The organism is Bradyrhizobium quebecense (assembly GCF_013373795.3).
GTDB classification, from domain to species: domain Bacteria; phylum Pseudomonadota; class Alphaproteobacteria; order Rhizobiales; family Xanthobacteraceae; genus Bradyrhizobium; species Bradyrhizobium quebecense.
The window spans coordinates 1,277,082-1,297,358 of the sequence record NZ_CP088022.1; the positions used below are offsets into that span (position 1 = coordinate 1,277,082).

Here is a 20,277-nt window from a genome sequence, read left to right on the forward strand (position 1 = left end):
CATGGCGCAGCGCGTGGTCGTCTTCAACAACATGATCACACCCTACACCAACCGGCTCTACAACGAGCTGGTTGACCGTGGGCTCAATCTCGCGGTGCTGTCCTGTACCGCGCAGGAGGCCGATCGCTCCTGGGCCGGATCGTTCACGCCGCGCTACACGACGCGCACGGTGCCCGGTGTCTCGATCCCGCTGTCGCGGTCGCGTTACACCCATCTCAATATCGGGATCGGGCGCGCCTTGAACGCGCTGGCACCCGACCTGCTGTTCGTCAATGGGCTTTATCCCTCGATGCTGGCCGGCGCGGCATGGGCGCGCGCCAACGGCAGGGCGCTTGCGCTGACGATCGACGGCTGGCGCGAGACGATGCCTAACACGGCCTATCATCGCCTGGCGCGGCCATGGCTGCTGCGCCAGTGCGACGCGGTCGTGTGCTGCAGCGACAAGGGCAGGGCGTATTTTCGTGGCGAGGGTGTCGGCGACGACGATCTGTTCGTGGTGCCGCTGGTGCCGGCATGGGATCCGCCGGACACCGTCCCGGGTTTCCACGACCGTCCATTTCACCTGCTCTGGTGCGCCCGCATCAACGACGACGCCAAGAACGCGATCTTCTTCGAGAGCGCCGCCATCGCGCTCGGCCGGGTCTTGCCCGGCTTAAGGGTACGCGTGGTCGGGTCCGGCGCTGCCGGGCAGCGCATGCTGGCGCGGCTCGGGGGCGCCGGCATCGATGTCAGCCACGACAGCTATGTGCCGTGGCAGGCAATATCGGAGGTCTATCTGCAATCGCGGCTGTTGCTGCTGCCCTCGTTGCTGGAACCGTGGGGTCTGGTGTGCAACGAGGCCTTGCAGTGTGGGGTTCCTTGCCTGGTGTCGCCCCATGTTGGGGCAGGCGGCGAGTTGGTGCGCGACCAGGTTAATGGCCATGTTTGCGTGCTCGATGAGCAGGTTTGGGTCGACGCGGCGCGTGGCTTGCTCGAACATCCCGCGCGCTGGGAGGCGATGTCGCGACAGGCCCGGCAGAGCGTGCGACGAGATGCGCTTGCTGATGCCGCGGCACGCTTCACGGCTGCGGTCGATCATCTCTTGAGGGCGCCAGCCCGGCAGGAAGCCGTTCAATGATCGGCAGATGGTGGTTTCGAACCGAGGTCTTTCTGCACGGTTATCTGGTGATGGTGCTCGGCTGCATCTATTTCCTGTTCAATTTCATCGAGGGCATCTCGTTCGCGGAACGGGCCGGGGAGTCCACGCTGTTCCGCGGCGCGTGGCTGCTGCTTTACATCCTGCTGTTGCTGCACGTTGCGGTCGATCGGAAGCGCTTTGGCCTGCTGATGCTGCAATCGCATCTCTACCTGACGTTCATTGCCTTCGCGCTGGTGTCGCTGGCGCTGAGCGCCGACCCGGCGGGCGCGTCGATCAAGTTCGCGATGTATCTCCTGACCACGCTGTTCTCGGCATGGGTCGTGATCAGGTGCCCCGTCGATCGGCTCGTCGACACCCTGTTCCGGATCGGAATCGCGGTGCTGATCGTTCACGTCCTGCTGTTTCCGGTGATCGGCTCGCAATGGGACTATGATCCGCTGCATCGGCCGACCGTGCTCGGGACCCAGGCCTATGCCGGCGTGTTCGGCCACAAGAATCTCGCGGGCGCCTTCTTCGGTCTCATGGTGCTGATCTGTTTCGTCCGCATGCTGGCGGGGCCGCGGCGGCAGTTCGGCTGGTCGCTGTTGCTGATGGGGTGTCATCTCTTTGCGCTCGCCGCGGCCGGCGCCGCAGGACCGCTGATCAGCATGTTGACGGCACTCGCCGTGACTTTCGGGCTGCTGCTGGTGGTGCTTGGGCGCAGGGGAGCTGCCTCAATCTACTGGCTCGGCCTCGCCTTTGTTGCGCTGGTCGTGTTCGCCGTGCCGAGCGACGAGTTGTACGGGCTGGTCGGCCGCAGCGGAAACCTGACCGGCCGCTCGTTCCTCTGGGCGGTCTGGCCGCATTTCTTCTGGCAACACCCCTGGCTCGGCTACGGCTTCTCCGGGTTCTTCAACGAGTTGCCGAACTCGCCCGTGAACGAGCTGACGAGCATGGCGCCATGGAACACCGAGTTCGGCTCGTTCGAGAATTCCTATCTCGATGCCTTCCTCCAGTTCGGCCTGCTCGGCGGCGCGTTCTATATGCTGCTGTTGGCGCGGGCGCTGTGGAACACCATCGTCTTCACCTTCGAGCGGCGCGGGATGTATTGGCTGGCGCCGTTCGCGATGCTGCTGTTCGTCGTGATCGCGTCAGCCAACGATTCGAGCCAGCTGCTGCATAATTATTTCGGCTGCGTGCTGGTGTTCTGGTGCTATTTCGGACCGGAAGCCAGGCTGAAAATGGCGCCGCGGCGGGCGTTTTCCAGACTGCGTGTGAGTGAGGCGTGAGTGCGTTGACGGAAAGGCTGGATCGTATGGCGGCCCAGAACCGGGTCGCCGGTGCTGCGCGCGGAGCGCTCGGCCGGTTGCGGCGCGCCGGGGGCAATGTCGCGCTCGGCCTGATCGATCAGGCGCTGCTCAGCGGCTCGGCCTTCGTGCTGACGATCGTGCTGGCGAATGTGCTCGATATCAATTCATTCGGCCAATTCAGCATCGCCTGGTCGTTCTCGATCCTGATCGAGGCGGTGTTTCTGCGCGGCTTGTTCGACGACGGGCTGCCGGCGACCGCGCATCGCATCCCGAAATCGCTGTGGCCGCAGCTGCGGCTCGGCCTCTATCTGTCGTCGCTGCTGCTCTCGGCGGCGCTTGGCCTGCTGCTGGTGATTGCCGGCCTCGTGATCGGTGCGGTCGGCGGCGTCGCGGGCGGGCTCGTGATCGCAACCGGGCTCGCGATCCCTGCGGTTCGGCTGCAAAGCATGTTCCGCCGCATCTGCTATCTCGACGGGCGGCTGCCGCGCGCGGTGGCGTCGTCGCTGACTTATTGCGCGGCGCTCGTCGTCTCGGCCGGGCTGATGATCACGCTCAAGCTGACCGGCGCTGCCGCCGCGATGGCGTGCATCGCGATCTCCGCGGCACTCGCCGGCAGCCTGTTGCTCGCTCACACCAGCGACCTGGCCTGGCCGCAGACCCGGATCTTCCGCGGCTCGCTGCGGCGGCTGTTTCGGAACGGCCGCTGGTTCGTCGCGACCTCGCTCACCTACTGGATCGGCAGCATCGGGCTGATCCCGGTCTGCGGCTTCCTGATCGGGCTGGACGCGAGCGCGTCGCTGCGGATCCTGCTCTTGGCGTTCGCACCGCTCAGCCAGTTCTGCGCGACGATGTTCTCGGTCCGCCTGCCGGAAATCGCAGCCGAGCTGCGCGCCGGCCGGCGCAGTGCGGTCGGCGCTGCTGCGCGCGAAAATGCGGTGCTGCTCGGCTCGATCGCGCTCGCCTATGGCGCGATGGTCGTGCTGCTCGGTCAGCGCATGCTCGCGCTTGTCATTCACGGCCAGAGTTACGAGATCGGGACCGGCAGCATCGCCTTGATGGGGACCGCGATGGCGCTCGACGCGGTGTGGCTTGGCCTCGCGCTGCCGCTGTTTGCGACCGGCAGGCCGCAGCGGTTCATGCTGAGCCGGATCGCTGGCCTCGTCGCGCTGTGCTGCGTTCTGCCGCTTGCGGCGGAAGCCTGGCAGGTGATGGGAGCGGTAGCGGCGATGGTGGCCTCCAGCGCGGCGTCGGTGATCGTGGTTGTGCTGACCAATTCGGTGCGGGAGAAGACATGACCGACGACGCACCCGGCCGCGCGCTGCAGCGGCTGCATATCGGCGCCTTCAATTGCGGCATCGCGGGCTGGATCAACACCGACATCACGATGCATCTGTGGATCGCGCGGGTGCCGCTCGCGGCGAAAGCGTTGCATCTCGCCGGCCTGTTAAGCGACGCCCGCTATGCCGAGCACCGCCAGGGGAAGTTTGCCGGGCTCCGCTACATGGATCTGACCAAGCCGTTGCCGTTCGCGAATCGCAGCCTTGCGGCGGTGTTCAGTGCGCATGTTTTCGAGCATCTGTTTCCTGACGAGGTCGAGCGGCTGGCGCGCGAGATCGCGCGGGTGCTGGCGCCGGGCGGGGTATGCCGCATCGTCGTCCCCGACATGGAAAGGATCGTCGCGCTCTACGATCCGGCAGCGCCGCAGGCCTTCCTCAAGGGCGTGTTCGAGATCGAGCGCCGCAAGGAGGCCGCCTTCGCGCATCACTGGGGCTTTACGCGCGCCTCCCTCGCGGCGCTGTTCCGCGACGCGGGCTGTTCCGAGACCCACACCCGGGCCTATCGCGAGGGCATCTGCCCTGACATCGACCGGCTCGACAACCGGCCGGACGAGTCGATCTTCTTTGAGGCGATCAAGTGAGCGGAAGCAGGGAGCCGATATGCCGTTGCGTGAAGAATTGCGCGTGCCGTGCTAGACGCACGCAAGCGGTAGCAGGAGACTGACATTGCTGGGCGCAATTCAAGCCCGATTTTCCGGTGCAGCGCGCAAGCGGCGCGGCGAGTTCCTCGTCCGCACCGTGAACCTGCCGCTCGACGCAAAGATCCTCGATCTCGGCGGCGGCACCGGCCGGCACATTCGCGCGGTTCTGCCGCGCCATACCGACATCACCGTCTGCGACATTTCGGCCGACGATCTGAAGGCGGCGCGCGAGCGCTTCGGGTTCAAGACCGTGCTGCTGCAGGAGACCGAGCGCCTGCCGTTCGAGGATCAGGCGTTCGACTTCTGCTTCTGCTCGTCGGTGATCGAACATGTCACCGGGCCGAAGCAGGCCGTCGTGACGATCGAGAGTGACACGGCATTCCGCAATATCGCACGCGAGCACCAGAATCGCTTTGCTGGCGAGATCTCGCGGGTCGCGAAGTCGTTCTATGTGCAGACGCCGTATCGGTACTTTCCGATCGAGAGCCATACCTGGCTGCCCGGAATCATCGTCCTGTTGCCGAGGCGACAGCAAATCGCACTGATCGAAAGGTCTAACCGCTTCTGGTTCAAACGGACCGCGCCCGACTGGCACCTGTTCGACGGGCGCGAGATGACGGAGACATTCCCGGACGCGAAGATCTATCGCGAGCGATATCTCGGCATGACCAAGTCGCTGATGGCGATCAAGGCGTGAGGCAGGCATCTGCCCGCCGCATCAATCGTCGCGGCGGGCGAGCATATTGATCAGCGTGCCGACCGTGGGCCGGCGATCGAGCGCCGGCGGGAGCGGCGAGCCGCCAAAGCTGACGCCGAGCATTGTGAGACCATGTTGTCGCAGCAGGCCCTGCATGACGGCCGGCGTGGTGTCGAATTTGGAAAAGGCGAGGTAGCGGAACAGCGGCCGCGAAGACACGCGCGACGAAGCCGCATGCGCGAGCTTGTAGCCCTGGCGCAGCAGCGATCCGCGGTTGGGGATCGAGACCAGGAGCAGTCCGCCGGGCCTGAGCACGCGATGGATCTGGGCGAGGCACTGCGCCACGTCGGGGACATATTCCAGCACGCTCGCGCAGAGCACGCCGTCGAAGGATCGATCCGCAAACGGCAGGTTTGCGATGGTCGGAATCTGCCGGAATGTGAGCCGGTCGGCCGGCGGGCCGTTGGCGGGGCGGTCGCGCGCGGCCGCAATCATCTCCGATGAGGCGTCGACGCAGGTGACGTCGCAGCCGCGCGCGGCGAGCAGGCGGGAGAGCGTTCCGGTGCCGCAACCTGCATCCAGCCAGCGTTGGCCATTGAGGTCCGCGTTCCCGAGCAGATCGAACATCGCGGCGGTGCGCGCCTTGAAGGTGCGGCTCTGATGCAGCCTCTCCCATTCCGACGAGATCTCGTCGTGAAAGCGGATTTCGGGTCGGTCGCGGGTCTGGGCCATGGTAGCCACGGTGTTCCCTACCAGTGGAAGCCGCTCACTTTGGCGCGCACCTCTCGGGGCAGTCCAATGTCCGACAGTTCCAGCACCACCTGATCGGGCCGGGTTGCCTTCAGTGCCGCAACGAAGCGCGGATCGGCCGTCGTCAGCACGATGATGTCGGCCCATTCGATCGTCGCCGTCACATCGTCATGCAGCAAACCGACCAGCTCAGGGTTGCGCATCAAGAATTCCCGGTTGGCGCCGATCAGTTGCGACAGCTGCACGTTCGGGTCGTAGATCCGGATGTCGCGCTGCTCGCCACGCAAGCTTTTGACCAGTTCGACGAAGGGGCTGTCGCGGACATCGTCGGTGCCGGCCTTGAAGCTGATGCCGAGGAACGCGATGCGGCGGCCGTCATGCGACAGGATCCAGTCGGCGCCGCGCGACATGATCATGTCGTTGCTCGGCAGGATGCTTTCGATCACGGGTGTCGACAGTCCACGGCGGTGCGCAAGGTGCTTTAGCGCCTTGACGTCCTTGGGCAGGCAGGAGCCGCCGAAGGCAAAACCCGGCCGCAAATAGGCAGGCGAGATGTTGAGCCGGGTGTCCTGCAGGAAGATGTTCATGACGTCGCGGCCGTCGATGCCGAGCGTCTTTGCGATGGTGCCGATCTCGTTGGCAAAGCTGACCTTCAGCGCATGCCAGCTGTTGTCGACATATTTGACCAGTTCGGCGGTCTCGACCGGCGGCGTGATCTTGGCGCCCGGCAAATCCTTGTAGAGCGCCATGACGCGGTCGGCGGTTTCCTGGTTGAAGGCGCCGACCACGGTCTTGGACGGCGCGTTGAAATCCGCAATCGCGCTGCCTTCGCGCAGGAACTCCGGATTGAAGGCGAGGTCGAAATCGCGTCCGATCTTGTTGCCGGAGGCTTCCTCGATCAGCGGCCCGACGGTGTCGCGGGTGGTGCCGGGCAGCACGGTGGAGCGGATCGTCACGGTATGCGGCGCGTTCTTCGCGCGCAGCCCGCGGCCGATCTCGATAGCGACCTGCCGGATCGCGGTCAGGTCGAGATTGCCGTTGCCGGACGACGGCGTGCCGACGCAGACCATCGATATGTCGCTGTTGACGATCGCCTCGGTGGCGTCGGTGGTTGCGGTCAACTGACCCGTTGCAACCGCGTGCGCCACCTTGTCCGAGATGCCCGGCTCGATGACCGGCGATCGGCCCTCGCGGATCAGATCGACCTTCGCGATGCTCTTGTCGACGCCGATGATCTGGTGGCCGAGTTCGGTGAAGCAGGCCGCGCAGACCGTTCCGACATAGCCGAGGCCGAAAATGCTGACGTTCATGCTTCGACCTTCGACAATCCAGCGACCTGCGCGTGGCCGCGTCGTGTTTCGCGTGAGTGAGGCGGCGGGGCGTTCAACGCGATGCCCGCCCGGCGGCTGCATTGGCGTTGACACCAGACGCCTGCGAGGTTGACCGCTCCGCGGTGGCGGTGGCGGTGGCGGTGGCGGTGGCGGTGGCGGTGGCGGTGGCGGTCGCGCGCGGCGCGCGGCTCTGCCAGGGGAGCTTCCTGGCGAACAACGCCTCATAGGCGGCGAGCAGCTTCGGCTCCTCGTGCGTCCAGGACAATTCGCGCTCGACGCGGCTGCGGCCAAATGCCCCCATCGTCTGCCGTAGCGACGGATTGTCGATCAGCGTGATGATCTTGCCGGCGAAATCCTGCGGGTCGTTCTTCGCCGCATAGAGCGAGGCGTCGAGCGCGGAGCGCCGGCCTTCGCGAACCTCGAACTGAACGATCGGCCGTCCGAGCGCCATGTACTCCATGATCTTGTTCATGGTGGAGATGTCGTTCATCGGCGTGACGCGATCCGGATTGACGCAAACGTCTGCGGTCGAGAGCATCGTGAACAGCGCCTCGTCGGCGATAGCGCCGGTGAAATTCACATAGTTGGAGAGCTGCATCTCTTCGCAGAGTCTGACCACCGCATTCCACTCCGGCCCGGTGCCGGCGATGTTGAACTGGATGTCGGTACGGCCGAGATCGTGCACGATGTGGCTGATCGACTGCAGCAGGAGATCGATGCCTTCCGACTGGCCGATCACGCCGACATAGCCGACACTGTAGCGCCGGCCGCGGCGCCAAGCCGGATCGGCGGGGCGGGAGCGCACCCGTTCGAGATTGGGGCCTGAGCGCACCACGAAAACCCGGTTGGCCGGCATCCGGCCGCGGGTGATCGCGATCTCGCGATAGGATTCGTTGGTCGCGATCGAGATGCTCGCGGTCTTGAAGGTGAGATATTCGACCAGCCGCAGCAGATGCCAGAAAAAATCCCTGCGGCCGAATTTTGCTTCGTAGAGCTCGGGATTGACGTCGTGATGGTCGAACACGAAGCGCTTGCCGCCGAGCTTGAACAGCAGGCCGATCAGGAAGATCAGGTCGGGCGGATTGCAGCCATGGATCACGTCGAAGCCTTGCTTCCACGCCACCTTGATCGCAAGCCAGGTCTCCCAGAACAGCGCGACCGGATATTCAATGAGATAGGCGGCGATCCCGCGCGCTTCCACCGGCATCGGATGACGGTAAATGTGAATGCCGTCGAGGCATTCGTAGGATTCGTTATGGCCGCGACCCTTCGGGCAGATCACCGAAACTTCATAGCCTGCCTTGCGCAGCGACGTTGCCTCGCACCACACCCTGCGATCGAAAGGAACCGGAAGGTTCTCGACGATGATCAGGATCCGCCGCGGTGATGGTTCAGCTCTCGACATCTGCGATGATCTATACCATTGACCTAACAACATCACAATCGGACTAACATCGGCATTAACATGCGTAGCTTCCATTTTGCAATCCCGCCGCGGATGTGACGGCGACGAGACACCGACATGGCAGGTAGAGTGAGGGATTGGGCACAAAGGGCGTTGATCGCGCTGGTTTTGAGTGCGCTGGCGCCGCTGGCTCACAAATGGCCGCTGCAGTGGGCCGGTGCGGCGGCAAACGATGTGCTCAATGTGAGCCATGTGAACGTGGTGATCCCGCCGACGCTTTTCGGCATGACGATCAATGCGATCGGGCAGTCACAGCCATGGCCGGCGCTCAAGTTTGACGGCGTCCGCCTGTGGGGCGCGATCTACTGGGCGCAGATCAACCCGGCGCCCGGCATCTACAATTGGGCGCGCTTCGACGCCATTCTTGCGGCGGCGGAGCGCGAGCACGTCGAGATCGTCCTCAATCTCGCCTTCACGCCGCGTTGGGCCGCGTCGGTGAAGGATGCGCCGCCGGCATTCACGCCGGGCGCAAGCTCGCCGCCTGCCGATCTCACGTCATGGGACGAATGGGTGCGTGCGGCCGTTACGCGCGCCGCCGGCCGCATCAAATACTGGGAAATCTGGAACGAGCCCGAGGATCCCAAATATTACTCGGGCGATATCGCGACCATGGTCCAGATGCAGAAACGGGCCTACCAGATCATCAAGGCCAGCGATCCCGCCCTGACTGTGCTGACGCCGTCGTCCAACGGCACGCCCGACGGCTATCGCTGGCAAACGGCCTTCATGGCGCAAGGCGGCGGACAATATGCCGATGTCTTCGCCTTCCACGGCTATACGAGCGAACCCGAAGCGGTGATCGGAATCATCGCCCGCTTCAAGCAGATCCTCGCCGCGCACGATCTCTCCACAAGGCCGATCTGGGACACCGAGGCCGGCTGGTCGTCCCACGAGGACAACCCGGATGGCTTTCTGGCGCGCGCCTATATCCTGAAATGGATCAGCGGTGTCGACCGGTTCTATTGGTACGAGTTCGCCGGCGGGGGCAGCGACTTCGGCAAATTGTGGGACCGGGCGCGCGGGCTGCTTCCGAGCGGAATTGCCTATCGCACGGTCCAGTCATGGTTGGTCGGCGCCAGCGTCGTGGCGGCAGGCAGGACGTCGCCGTCGACCTGGCGCGTCGAACTCCGCATGCCGGATGGCCGCAACGGCTTGATCCTCTGGACCACCAAGGGGCGGTCCGTACATCGGGTCGACCCGCGTTTTAGCCGTTACCAGGGCCTGGACGGCGGCGAAGGAGCTGTCGCCAACGGTGAGGTCGAGATCTCGCCTAAACCGGTCCTGTTGCTGGAATGATAACGATGTTAAACCCTCGGCGATGAGATAACGATGACGATGTTCCCGGCTTCGTTGCGGGCGGCGGGCGCGATACAACGGGCACTGTTAACTTGAGGCGATTGAACCGACCGTGAAGCAGATCGCGCAAAACTATAAGAGCGGCGAGCTCAAGCTGATCGACGTGCCGGCGCCGCGCTGCCGCCCCGGCGGGGTTTTGGTGCGCACGGCATTTTCGGCGGTGTCGACCGGCACCGAGATGATGAAATTCACCGAAGGCCGGCTGTCGCTGCTCGGCAAGGCGCGTGCGCGCCCCGATCAGGTTGCCAAGGTGGTGCGCTCGGTCCGCCAGCAGGGATTGCTTGCGACCTATCAGAAGGTGATGAACCGGCTCGATTCCTACACGCCGCTCGGTTATTCGCTGTCGGGCACCGTCGTGGAGGTGGGCGAGGGTGTCGGCGGCTTCTCGGTCGGAGCGCGGGTCTGCTGCGGCGGCAATCAGTATGCAACCCATGCTGAATATAATTGGGTGCCGGTGAACCTCTGCGTGCCGCTGCCGGACGGTGCAGCGCTCGACCAGGCCGCGTTCACGACGATCGCCTCGATCGCGCTACAGGCGATGCGCCAGTCGGAAATCGGTTTCGGTGAGACCGCCTGCGTGATCGGCCTCGGCCTGATCGGGCAGATCATGGTGCGCCTGCTACGCAGCGCCGGTGTCGTGGTCGTCGGGCTCGACAGGCTGGAGCCGCGCTGTCGTCAGGCGGAGGCGGCGGGCGCCGCAATCTGCGCGGTCGCATCTGATGATGCTGCGGCCGGGTTTCGCGCCCGGATCGATCAGCTGACCGCAGGCAACGGTGTCGATTGCGTGTTCATCACGGCGGGCAGCGACGATCCGGATCTCGCGTCGCGTTCGGCCGCGTTGCTGCGCGACCGCGGCCGCATCGTCGACATCGGCAAATGCACGCTGAACCTGCCGTGGAACGAATTCTACGACAAGGAGCTCGACGTTCGATTCTCGCGCTCCTACGGCCCCGGCCGCTACGATCCGCTCTACGAGGAGGGCGGCATCGACTATCCGATCGGCCATGTGCGCTGGACCGAGAAGCGCAACATGGAGGCGATCGTCGCCCTGCTCGCCGATGGGCGGCTCGATTTTTCTTCGCTGATTTCCGAAGTGGTGCCGCTGGAGCAGGCAACGTCGGCATTCGAGCGCATGAGCCGGGGCGAGGTTGGTCTCGGCATGGTGTTCGCCTATCCGGACGCCGCTCCCCGCGCGATGCAGATGGTCTATCGTCCGGCCGTTGCGCTGCGCAGCGGCCGGGTCCGGCTCGGCGTCATCGGCGCGGGCAATTATGCCTCCAGCATGTTGTTGCCGCAGCTTGCAAATCACGCGCGCGTCGATCTCGTCGAGGTCGCCACTAACACCGGCCTGAGCGGCGCCACCGCGGTGCGCAAGTTCGGCTTCGCGCGTGCCTCGACGGATGCGGCCTCGGTGCTCGAGGCCGACGACATCGATGCCGTGCTGATCGCAACGCGCCATGCCTCCCACGCCGACCTCGCGACCCAAGCGCTGTGCGCCGGCAAGGCGGTGTTTGTCGAGAAGCCGCTCGCGATCGACACAAGCTCGCTCGATCAGCTGGAGCAGGTGATCCGCGAGACCGGCAACAACAGGCTGATGGTCGGCTTCAATCGCCGCTTCTCGCCGCTGCTGCAGGGCATGCGCGCGGCGTTCGCGCCGGTGGGACCGCAGGCGCTGCAATATCGCGTGATCGCCGGCCCGCTGGAGAAAACATCCTGGTATCTGCAGGCCGAGAGCGAGGGCAGCCGCTTCGTCGGCGAGGGCGGCCATTTCATCGACGTATTGTCCTGGTGGCTCGGCGCCGAGCCGGTGCGCGTCTCGGCGCGTACCGCGGGCAAGGATGTCGACAATCTCGTCGCCACGTTCGATTTTGCCGACGGCTCGGTTGCGAGCCTCAGCTATCTCACTGGCGGCGATCCGCGTGTGCCGAAGGAGGCGCTCGAAATATCGGCAAGCACCGGCTTTGCCGCCTTCGACAATTTCTCGGGCTTCGAGGTCTGGCACGCCGGACAGCGGACCGCGAAGAAAGCGCGGCTCGACAAGGGGCAGCGGCCCATGCTGGATGCCTTCATCGCCGCGGTCGCATCGGGGGCCGCGATGCCGATCGGGCCCGAATCGCTGCTTGCGACCACCCGCGCAACGCTCGCGGTGCAGGAGAGCGCCGCTGCCGGGATGCCGGTCGATCTGACGATCGGCGCAGCAGAGCAGGGCGTCGCGCGCGCCTCGACCGGCGTGAGATGAATCCGGCCTGGTATCTGCGCAGGCTGCAGCGCATGGAGCCGTCCGAGCTTGCGGGCCGGGTGAATGATCAGCTGCTGCGCCTGCTCTGGCGCATCACGCCGCCCGATGTCGCACGACACGCCAGCGCCCGGCTTGTCCCGGGCCCGCGGCGGCCGCGGCTGAAGCTGCTGCCTTTGCCGGCGCACGCTCCGCAGCACGCCACCGAGCGGCTGATCCATGCTGCCGACCGGATTCTCGCCGGACATTGGCAGGTCTTCGCCAGAGATCATGATGCTTTGGGCGAGCGGCCGGACTGGTTCGTCGATGTCCGCAGCGGCAAGCGGGCGCCCGCTGACATGTACGCGTTTGCGGTGCCCTATCGCGACAAAGCCGCGGTCGGGAACATCAAATACATCTGGGAGCCGTCGCGTCACCACCATCTGACGGTGCTCGCATCGGCGTATTACCTGACCTCGGACGAACGCTACGCCAGGCGCGTGGCCGCGCATCTCACAAGCTGGTGGCGCGAAAATCCGTTTCCGCGCGGCCCGCACTGGATCAGCGGCATCGAGCTCGGCGTGCGGCTGATCTCGTGGGCCTGGGTGCGCCAGCTGCTACAGAACTGGCCCGGCGCGCCTGCGCTGTTCGACGACAATGACCAGTTCCTGACGCAGCTCTATGCGCATCAATACTGGCTGTCGCAGTTCCCGAGCCGTGGCTCCTCCGCCAACAACCACATCATCGCGGAGGCTGCCGGGCAGTTTGCGGCGGCCTGTGTGTTTCCCTTTTTCCGCGACAGCGCGCTGTGGCGCCAGAATGCCGCCAGGACGCTGGCAGACGAGGCTGTTGCGCAAACCTTCGCCTGCGGCAGCAATCGTGAGCTCGCGACCGATTATCACGGCTTTGTCCTCGAACTGCTGCTGGCCGCGGCAGTGCAGGGCGAAGCGTCCGGGCACCAGCTGGGCGACATGGTCTGGACCACGATATGCCGCATGAGCGACGTCATCGCCGCGATGCTCGACGACCGCGCGCGTCCTCCGCGTCAGGGTGATGGCGACGAGGGCATTGGCCTGCTGCTCGACGATCACGCCGGCAATCGCTGGCTCGGTTTGCTCGGCACCGGCGCGCGCCTGTTCGGCGATCTGCCGTGGTGGCCCAAGCTGCCGGAGCCCGACCTGCGCACGTTTCTTCTGACCGACGGCATCAAGGCGCGTGCGATCGCCGCGCGGCCCGCGCGCCGCCCGCATTTGCTTGATGAGGCGGGACAGACCTTTCTCGTCGATGCCGACCGGGCGGTGTGGTGCCGCTGCGATCACGGCCCGCATGGCTTCGGCCGCATTGCGGGGCATGCGCATGCGGATGCGCTGTCGCTCGAATGCAGGATCGGCGGCGTCGATATCCTCGCCGACCCCGGCACCTATTGCTATCACGGCGATCCGCGATGGCGTGCCCATTTCCGTTCCACGCTGGCGCACAACACGCTCTGCCTGTTCGGGCGCGACCAGTCGGTGTCGGGCGGGCCGTTTCTGTGGACGCGGCATGCGCAGAGCCGGCTGATCGCGTCGAGTGGCCTGGACGATCGTGATGCGGACGCAAGCTGCGTCGCGGAGCATTCGGGATATCAGGACACAGCAGATCGTCTCGTGCATCGCCGTTCGGTGCAATTGCAGCGTCTGGCGGCACGGCTCGTCGTCACCGATATTGTGCTTGCCGATAAAGGGCTTGCTGCGCCGGCGAGCCTCAGCTGGCATCTTGGTCCCGACGTCGAATGCAAGCTCGAAGGGCATAACGCGCAGCTGTCATGGCCCGGCGGACACGGCGAGCTCGAGCTGCCGGCGGCGCTTAGCTGGACTGTGTATCGCGGTGACGAAACCGTGCCGGCCGGCTGGTATTCGCCGTCGTTCGATCTCAAGGTGCCGGCGACGACGCTGATCGGCTCCGGAACGCTGGCCGCCAGCCAAAGCCTAGTGACGGAGCTGCGCTGGTTTCCCGAGCCGGCACGCCGATCATGAAGATACTGGTCGCTCACAACCGGTATCAGGGGGGCCGCGGCGGCGAGGACGTCGTGTTCGAGGCCGAAGTCGATTTGTTGCGCGGCGCAGGACACAGCGTTGAGACGCTCACGGTCAGCAACGAGGCGATCAATTCGCTTGCCGCGCGGATCGCGACGACGCTGTCGATCGCCGATAATGCGGAGGGAAAACGGGCCGTCGCGGAGGCGCTCGACCGCTTTCGTCCCGACATCGTCCACGTCCACAATTTTTTTCCGCTGCTCTCGCCCGCCGTGTTCGATGTCTGCCGGCAACAGCGCGTGCCTGCGGTAGTGACGCTGCACAATTATCGCACCATCTGCACCGGTGGCATGCTGCTGCGCGACGGCCGTATCTGCCACAAGTGCCTGGACCGCGGCCATCTCTGGGGCGTTGCCCATCGCTGCTACCGCGGATCGCTGCCGGGCTCGCTGGCCTCGGCCTACATGATCGCGCGGCACCAGCGCCGCGGCACCTGGACGCGTCCCGGTGTGCGCTTGATCGCGCTGACGCAGTTTGCCCGAACGTTGTTCACGCAGGCAGGCTTCGATGCAGGCCGGATCGACGTGAAGCCGAACTTCATGGCCGATCCGGGTGCACCCGATCCGGCGATGCCGCGCACGGGGCTCCTCTATGTCGGACGGCTGAGCCGCGAGAAGGGCGTCGGCGTATTGCTCGATGCTGTTGCGGGGACCGGCATGCCCTTGCGGATCGTCGGTGAAGGACCAGAGCGCGCTGCGCTCGAAGCTCGGGCGCCCGCCAATGTCAGGTTCCTCGGCGCGCTCTCGCGTGCAGACGTGCTTGGGGAGATGGCGAGTGCCCGGGCGCTGGTCGTGCCGTCGCTATGGTACGAGGGATTTCCGATGGTCGTGGTCGAGGCCTTCGCGCAGGGTACGCCGGTGATCGCATCCGAGATCGGCGGACTTGCCGAGGTGGTGAGCGCCGGCAAGACCGGCGCTGTGGTGCCGCCGGGCGATACGGCAGGGCTCAGACAGCGGATTGTTGAGCTTCTGGGCGCGTCCGATCTCGCAACGGCATGGGGGCAGGCTGCACGGACCGCCTATCTCGAGCGCTACGCGCCGGACGAGAATCTGCGGCTGCTCGAGGCCATCTACGCGCGTGCCGCCGCTGGATGATTGCCGCAGACGGATGCTTCGCCCGTGATCGGGCTCCGTCTTGCCGTTGCCGCGCTCTTGTCCCTAACGGGTTCCGACGAATCTGATGTTAATTTGTTATATCGGATGCTTGATCTCGCCTCCTCCGGCTTTGGGCGAGCGGCTCAATTACCCCGATTCTACGATCGATTCCCCGGTTTTTGTCCGCTTGACACTCGCAGCCTGCAACCAGAACCCGGCATAACGCCGCTCGCGTGCCGGCCGGTTGTGACGTTTGACGCTTTTCTGAAAAAGCTCTCACGCGACGCAGAAATATTTTTTCAGATCAGAAAATCGCGTCGAAGCGCACGCAAAGGCTGCGAGATTCCGCGCCCTGGCGCCATCTTGGGACTGGATGAAACCCCGTATAATCACTACCCTTTTTTGCATTGCGGCTAACATTTGTGAGCTGCCTGCGTTGAATGTTAGTCCGCGACCGAGGTGGTGCTAAGTCTCACATAAGTCTCATGGAACCAGACGTTAATAGCGCATTGCTGATTGACACTTCGGTATTGCGGACTTAACAATTGACTTAACAAGTTCGTAACCTGTGTCCACATTTGAGCTGCGTCGCAACAAACCAGTTGTGAATCAACAGCCTAAGTGCGGGCGAGCGGCTTGAATCCTCGTATCCCAAGCAGGGGCTACATCGATGGCGACTTACAATCTCGACCAGACTGACCTCAAACACGCGATCAACTCCACGATCGATCACGCGACCCAGCAACAGATTCTTGACTATCTGATCAACGCAGGGGTCGGATTCACCAGCCCGGACGACGGAACGCAGATTCCGGTGCAGGTGGGTGCCGGGATCTCCAACCCGGATCCGGCTGCCAACGTTCTCATCGAAACCAACGCCAATAACACTGTTAACACTGACGCCAACCTGAAGGCGATCATCGAGGCCACCAACAGCGACGTGACGCTGTCGGTCAACGGCAGCACCCCGGTGCTGGTCGCGACCGGCTCCGGCAACGATCAGGTCTTCATCAACAACACCGGCGATACGACGGTCCTCGCCGGCGGCGGCAATGACACGATCTTCGGTGGCGCGGGTCATGACTCGCTCAGCGGCGGTGCCGGCAATGACGTGCTTGTCGACAACGCCTCCGGTCACAGCACGCTGGATGGCGGCACCGGCAACGATCTGCTGGTCGGCACTGGAGCCGACACGCTGCTCGGCGGCTCCGGCAACGACACGCTCTACGGCGGTACGTCGTCTGATCTGGTGGGCGGTCGCGGCGACGACGTGCTGGTTGGCGGTACGGGCAACAATCTGCTCAGCGGCGGCACCGGCAACGACGCGCTCTACTCGAACTCGGATGCGTCGCACGGCTCGCGGCTCGACGGCGGTGCGGGCAACGACTCGCTCTATGGCGGTGCGGGTGCCGACACGCTGTATGGCGGTGCCGGCAACGACCTGCTGGTCGGCGGCACCGGCACCGTTGCCGAGTACGGCGGCGCCGGCAAGGACGTGCTCTACTCGGGCAGCGATGCGTCGCACGCGACCTCGCTCTACGGCGGTGACGGCAACGACACGCTCTACGGCGGTGCTGGCAACGACACGCTGTATGGCGGCTCCGGCAGCGACACGCTGGTCGCCGGTTCGGGCAACCAGACGCTGCTCGGCGGCGGCGGCAACGACTCGTTCGTTGGCTCCGCCACGGGTACGGCCTCGATGGTCGGCGGCTCTGGTCAGGACTACTTCTACCTGTCCAACCTCCACAGCAGCGACACCATTGACGGCGGTGCCGGCAACAAGGACTCGCTGACCTTCCTGGATCACGCCTCGACCGATGTGACCGGAATCACCGCGGGCAAGGATGGTTCTCTGGACGTCAACTTCAGCAATGGCCAAGTGACCCAGATCAGCAACATCGAATACCTGATCTTCAACGATGGTCACTCGACCAAGCTGTAAGATCCCAGGTCTGCACTAAACTAGCTCTGCACTAAGCGAAGGCGCCGCCTCAACCATGGTTGAGGCGGCGCTTTTTTTCGATTGCAGGTGGTGCTCGAAAATGTTGTCTGATAGTCTTGCAGCCTGCTCCAATTGTGAGTCATCGAGATAATTTGAGTATTTGCTTAGAGATGACGTAGCGCGTCGAAGCAGGGGCTCCATCGATGGTGACGCAAAACCTGAACCAGACGGGGCTCAAGGCCGCGATCCGCTCCACGATCGATCACGCAACCCGGCAACAGATTCTCGACTATCTGATCAGCGCGGGGATCGGTTACACCAGCCCGGATGACGGCGCGACGATCCCGGTCGAGGTGGGGGCGGGGATCAGCAACCCGGATCCGGACGCCAACGTTCTGATCGAAACCAACGCCAATAATACGATCAAGCTTGATCCCAAGCTGAAGGCGATCATCGAAGCCACCAAGAGCGACGTGACGCTGACCGTGAACGGCGCCGCCCCGGTGCTGATCGCGACCGGCGCCGGCAACGACGAAATCACCTTTAACAACAACCGCGGGACGACGGTTCTTGCCGGCGCTGGCAACGACACGGTGTACGGCGGCGGCGTGGGTCACGAAACGATGGACGGCGGCGCCGGCAACGACTGGCTTTGGGGCGGTACCTCAGCGCAACTGTTTGGCGGTAGCGGCGACGACACGCTGCTGTCCGGCGGCCCGGTGTTCGATACGAGCGTTTCCAGTGCGCTTTACGGCGGTAGCGGCAACGACGAGCTGCTCGGTGGCTGGGGCGATGATAGCCTGTATGGTGGCGCCGGTGACGACTGGTTGAGCGCGGGTTTCGGCAACCAGTTTCTCGACGGTGGCGCGGGCAATGACACGCTGGTCGCCGGCACATACAGCGATCAGATCTACGGCGGAGCCGGCGACGACCTGCTCTACGCGAACTTGTTTGCGTGGTACGGCTCGTTTCTGTCGGGCGGTGACGGCAACGACACGCTGGAAGGTGGTGCCAGTGGCGTTGCCGACACGCTGGATGGCGGCGCCGGTGACGACCTGCTGCAGGGCGGCACCGCCACTGCTGCGGAGTACGGTGGCAGCGGCAACGACGTTCTCAAGTCAGGCGCCGGTTATGGGCTCGGCACGTTGCTCGATGGCGGTGCGGGCGACGACACGCTGGTTGCCGGTGCAGGGTATAATCCTGCCAATATCGGTTCCGACACGCTGGACGGCGGTGCGGGCAACGACTCGCTCTATGGCGGTACCGGTGCCGACTCGCTGGATGGCGGCGCCGGCAACGACCTGCTGGTCGGCGGTATCCGCACTGTTGCCGAATACGGCGGCAGCGGCAACGACGTGCTCTATTCGGGCAGCGATGTGTCGCACGCGACCTCGCTCTATGGCGGTGCCGGCAACGACTCGCTCTATGGCGATGCCGGTGCCGACACGCTGGATGGCGGCGCGGGCAACGACCTGCTGGTAGGCGGCACCGGCACTGTTGCGGAATACGGCGGCGCCGGCAACGACGTGCTCTATTCAGGCAGCGATGCCTCGCGTGCGACCTCGCTCTACGGCGGTGACGGCAACGACTCGCTCTATGGCGGTGCCGGCAACGACACGCTGCATGGCGGTTCCGGCCACGATACGATGGTTGCCGGCTCGGGCACGCAGACGCTGATCGGCGGCAATGGCGGTTCGTCGTTCGTTGGCTCCGCCACCGGCACGGCCTCGATGGTCGGTGGCTCGGGTCAGGACTGCTTCTACCTGTCCAACCTCCGCAGCAAAGACACCATTGACGGTGGCGCCGGCAACAAGGACTCGCTGACCTTCCTGGATCACGCCTCGACCGACGTGACCGACATCAGTGCAGGCAAGGACGGTTCTCTGGACATCAACTTCAGCAATGGCCAGGTGACCCAGATCAGCAACATCGAATACCTGATCTTCAACGATGGTCACTCGACCAGGTTGTAACATCCCAGGTCTTCACGAAGTGAGGGTGCCGCCTCGACCTCGGTTGGGCGGCGCTTTTGTTGGTGTGCGAACACGGTGATCGGAACTTGTCGATCATTTGGCGTCGGATCGGGCGAACTCCGTCTCAAGTTCCGCTCCAGACATTCCGTTACCGGACGTTAGAACGTTAGTTCGTCACATTCGGACCATGGAGCTTTTGTAAAGGCGTGTGGCTCGCTCGATTGAGTGGTGCCGTGGCCGATGGTTTCCCGCGGCGCCGGCAACTTTGGTCAGGACGAGCGATCGCTGCAGAAATCAGCCGCTTAATGCGCGAACCGCGGAGCTCTCGAATTGGCCAAGAAGAAAATGCTGAACGCCGGCGCTGGATCGACGGTTGCCAAGCGGATCCAGCCGCTCCTGACGTCGCATGAATGGGAGGAGGTTCGCCTCGATGTCGACGGCAGCGTGAGTCCGGACATCGTCGGCTCGATTACCGATCTCGCCAAACTGTGCCGGCCGGCCTCGTTCGACGCGATCTGGTGCTCCCATCTGATGGAGCATCTCTATGCCCATGAGATACATCCCACATTCGTCCAGTTCCGCGAGGTTCTCAAGCCGGACGGGTTCGCGCTCATCATGTCGCCCGACCTGGAGGCGGTGGCTCAGCACATGCTGACCCAGGGCCTCGGTGCAGTCGCCTATGTCTCGCCGGCCGGTCCGATCCGGCCACTTGACATGATCTACGGGCATTCCGGCGCGATCGAGCAGGGACGCCACCACATGGCGCACAAGACCGGGTTTTCGTGCGACCGGATGGGAAACCTGCTGCTGAGCGCCGGGTTTCCGACGGTGTCCGTTCGCAGCGGGAACTTCGAGGTCTGCGCCTTGGCGCTCATGCCGGAGGCCGAGGAGAGGCGGCTCCGGCCGCAGCTCGAGGCCTGCGGCTTCGACTTCCGGGAGACGGAGACCGTCGCCCCGTGATCGTTGATGTTAAA

At 64.5% G+C, this 20,277-nt stretch carries 15 protein-coding genes; 12 read left to right on the top strand and 3 right to left on the bottom strand.

The window, feature by feature from the left end; all coding sequences use genetic code 11:
- Position 1: 1 nt before the first annotated feature.
- The 5 genes from HU230_RS05995 to HU230_RS06015 all read left to right on the top strand — a co-directional run bounded on the left by HU230_RS05995 (position 2) and on the right by HU230_RS06015 (position 5,102).
- Positions 2 to 1,117 carry a glycosyltransferase family 4 protein gene (locus tag HU230_RS05995; RefSeq protein ID WP_176532491.1) on the top strand — a complete coding sequence of 372 codons (1,116 nt, stop codon included), beginning with the start codon at positions 2 to 4 and terminating at the stop codon, positions 1,115 to 1,117.
- Entirely contained in the window at positions 1,114 to 2,406 is a 1,293-nt protein-coding gene (locus HU230_RS06000; protein WP_176532490.1) for an O-antigen ligase family protein, read from the top strand. The genes HU230_RS05995 and HU230_RS06000 overlap by 4 nt, the downstream gene beginning before the upstream one ends.
- Positions 2,407 to 2,432: 26 nt before the next feature.
- Positions 2,433 to 3,722 (top strand): MATE family efflux transporter, encoded by a 1,290-nt coding sequence (locus HU230_RS06005; protein ID WP_210284272.1) that lies wholly within the window; start codon positions 2,433 to 2,435, stop codon positions 3,720 to 3,722.
- On the top strand, positions 3,719 to 4,345 hold the full coding sequence (locus HU230_RS06010; protein WP_176532488.1) for a class I SAM-dependent methyltransferase: 627 nt from the start codon (positions 3,719 to 3,721) through the stop codon (positions 4,343 to 4,345). Before HU230_RS06005 ends, HU230_RS06010 begins: the two co-directional genes overlap by 4 nt.
- Positions 4,346 to 4,430: 85 nt before the next feature.
- A complete protein-coding gene (locus HU230_RS06015) occupies positions 4,431 to 5,102 on the top strand; it encodes a class I SAM-dependent methyltransferase (RefSeq protein ID WP_176532487.1) in 672 nt (223 codons plus the stop codon).
- Between the two features lie 21 nt (positions 5,103 to 5,123).
- Here the strand turns inward: HU230_RS06015 and HU230_RS06020 are convergent, their stop codons facing one another.
- The 3 genes from HU230_RS06020 to HU230_RS06030 all read right to left on the bottom strand — a co-directional run bounded on the left by HU230_RS06020 (position 5,124) and on the right by HU230_RS06030 (position 8,588).
- Positions 5,124 to 5,834, bottom strand: coding sequence for a class I SAM-dependent methyltransferase (locus HU230_RS06020; RefSeq protein ID WP_210284551.1), 711 nt, complete (start codon positions 5,832 to 5,834; stop codon positions 5,124 to 5,126).
- Between the two features lie 17 nt (positions 5,835 to 5,851).
- The gene (locus tag HU230_RS06025; protein WP_176532485.1) at positions 5,852 to 7,162 is read right to left on the bottom strand and encodes a nucleotide sugar dehydrogenase; all 1,311 of its coding nucleotides are present in this window, start codon (positions 7,160 to 7,162) and stop codon (positions 5,852 to 5,854) included.
- A 73-nt stretch (positions 7,163 to 7,235) separates the two neighbouring features.
- Positions 7,236 to 8,588, bottom strand: a complete 1,353-nt coding sequence (locus HU230_RS06030; protein ID WP_176532484.1) for a glycosyltransferase family 4 protein — start codon at positions 8,586 to 8,588, stop codon at positions 7,236 to 7,238.
- A 117-nt stretch (positions 8,589 to 8,705) separates the two neighbouring features.
- On the opposite strand from HU230_RS06030, the gene HU230_RS06035 reads away from it, so the two are divergent.
- The 7 genes from HU230_RS06035 (at position 8,706) to HU230_RS06065 (ending at position 20,263) form a co-directional block, all read left to right on the top strand.
- A complete protein-coding gene (locus HU230_RS06035; RefSeq protein ID WP_224943035.1) occupies positions 8,706 to 9,944 on the top strand; it encodes a glycosyl hydrolase in 1,239 nt (412 codons plus the stop codon).
- Positions 9,945 to 10,056: 112 nt separating this feature from the next.
- Positions 10,057 to 12,243 (top strand): bi-domain-containing oxidoreductase, encoded by a 2,187-nt coding sequence (locus HU230_RS06040; protein ID WP_176532483.1) that lies wholly within the window; start codon positions 10,057 to 10,059, stop codon positions 12,241 to 12,243.
- On the top strand, positions 12,240 to 14,234 hold the full coding sequence (locus HU230_RS06045) for a heparinase II/III family protein (protein WP_176532482.1): 1,995 nt from the start codon (positions 12,240 to 12,242) through the stop codon (positions 14,232 to 14,234). Before HU230_RS06040 ends, HU230_RS06045 begins: the two co-directional genes overlap by 4 nt.
- Positions 14,231 to 15,388, top strand: coding sequence for a glycosyltransferase family 4 protein (locus tag HU230_RS06050; protein WP_176532481.1), 1,158 nt, complete (start codon positions 14,231 to 14,233; stop codon positions 15,386 to 15,388). The genes HU230_RS06045 and HU230_RS06050 overlap by 4 nt, the downstream gene beginning before the upstream one ends.
- A gap of 670 nt (positions 15,389 to 16,058) precedes the next feature.
- On the top strand, positions 16,059 to 17,330 hold the full coding sequence (locus tag HU230_RS06055; protein WP_176532480.1) for a calcium-binding protein: 1,272 nt from the start codon (positions 16,059 to 16,061) through the stop codon (positions 17,328 to 17,330).
- 203 nt (positions 17,331 to 17,533) lie between these two features.
- Entirely contained in the window at positions 17,534 to 19,303 is a 1,770-nt protein-coding gene (locus HU230_RS06060; protein ID WP_176532479.1) for a calcium-binding protein, read from the top strand.
- Positions 19,304 to 19,648: 345 nt separating this feature from the next.
- A complete protein-coding gene (locus HU230_RS06065) occupies positions 19,649 to 20,263 on the top strand; it encodes a class I SAM-dependent methyltransferase (protein ID WP_176535125.1) in 615 nt (204 codons plus the stop codon).
- Positions 20,264 to 20,277 lie beyond the last annotated feature (14 nt).

Coding starts and splice junctions, on each gene's coding strand:
- HU230_RS05995 (WP_176532491.1), top strand. CDS start 2: ATGGCGCAGCGCGTGGTCGTCTTCAACAACATGATCACACCCTACACC.
- HU230_RS06000 (WP_176532490.1), top strand. CDS start 1,114: ATGATCGGCAGATGGTGGTTTCGAACCGAGGTCTTTCTGCACGGTTAT.
- HU230_RS06005 (WP_210284272.1), top strand. CDS start 2,433: ATGGCGGCCCAGAACCGGGTCGCCGGTGCTGCGCGCGGAGCGCTCGGC.
- HU230_RS06010 (WP_176532488.1), top strand. CDS start 3,719: ATGACCGACGACGCACCCGGCCGCGCGCTGCAGCGGCTGCATATCGGC.
- HU230_RS06020 (WP_210284551.1), bottom strand. CDS start 5,834: ATGGCCCAGACCCGCGACCGACCCGAAATCCGCTTTCACGACGAGATC.
- HU230_RS06025 (WP_176532485.1), bottom strand. CDS start 7,162: ATGAACGTCAGCATTTTCGGCCTCGGCTATGTCGGAACGGTCTGCGCG.
- HU230_RS06030 (WP_176532484.1), bottom strand. CDS start 8,588: ATGTCGAGAGCTGAACCATCACCGCGGCGGATCCTGATCATCGTCGAG.
- HU230_RS06035 (WP_224943035.1), top strand. CDS start 8,706: ATGGCAGGTAGAGTGAGGGATTGGGCACAAAGGGCGTTGATCGCGCTG.
- HU230_RS06045 (WP_176532482.1), top strand. CDS start 12,240: ATGAATCCGGCCTGGTATCTGCGCAGGCTGCAGCGCATGGAGCCGTCC.
- HU230_RS06050 (WP_176532481.1), top strand. CDS start 14,231: ATGAAGATACTGGTCGCTCACAACCGGTATCAGGGGGGCCGCGGCGGC.
- HU230_RS06055 (WP_176532480.1), top strand. CDS start 16,059: ATGGCGACTTACAATCTCGACCAGACTGACCTCAAACACGCGATCAAC.
- HU230_RS06060 (WP_176532479.1), top strand. CDS start 17,534: ATGGTGACGCAAAACCTGAACCAGACGGGGCTCAAGGCCGCGATCCGC.
- HU230_RS06065 (WP_176535125.1), top strand. CDS start 19,649: ATGCTGAACGCCGGCGCTGGATCGACGGTTGCCAAGCGGATCCAGCCG.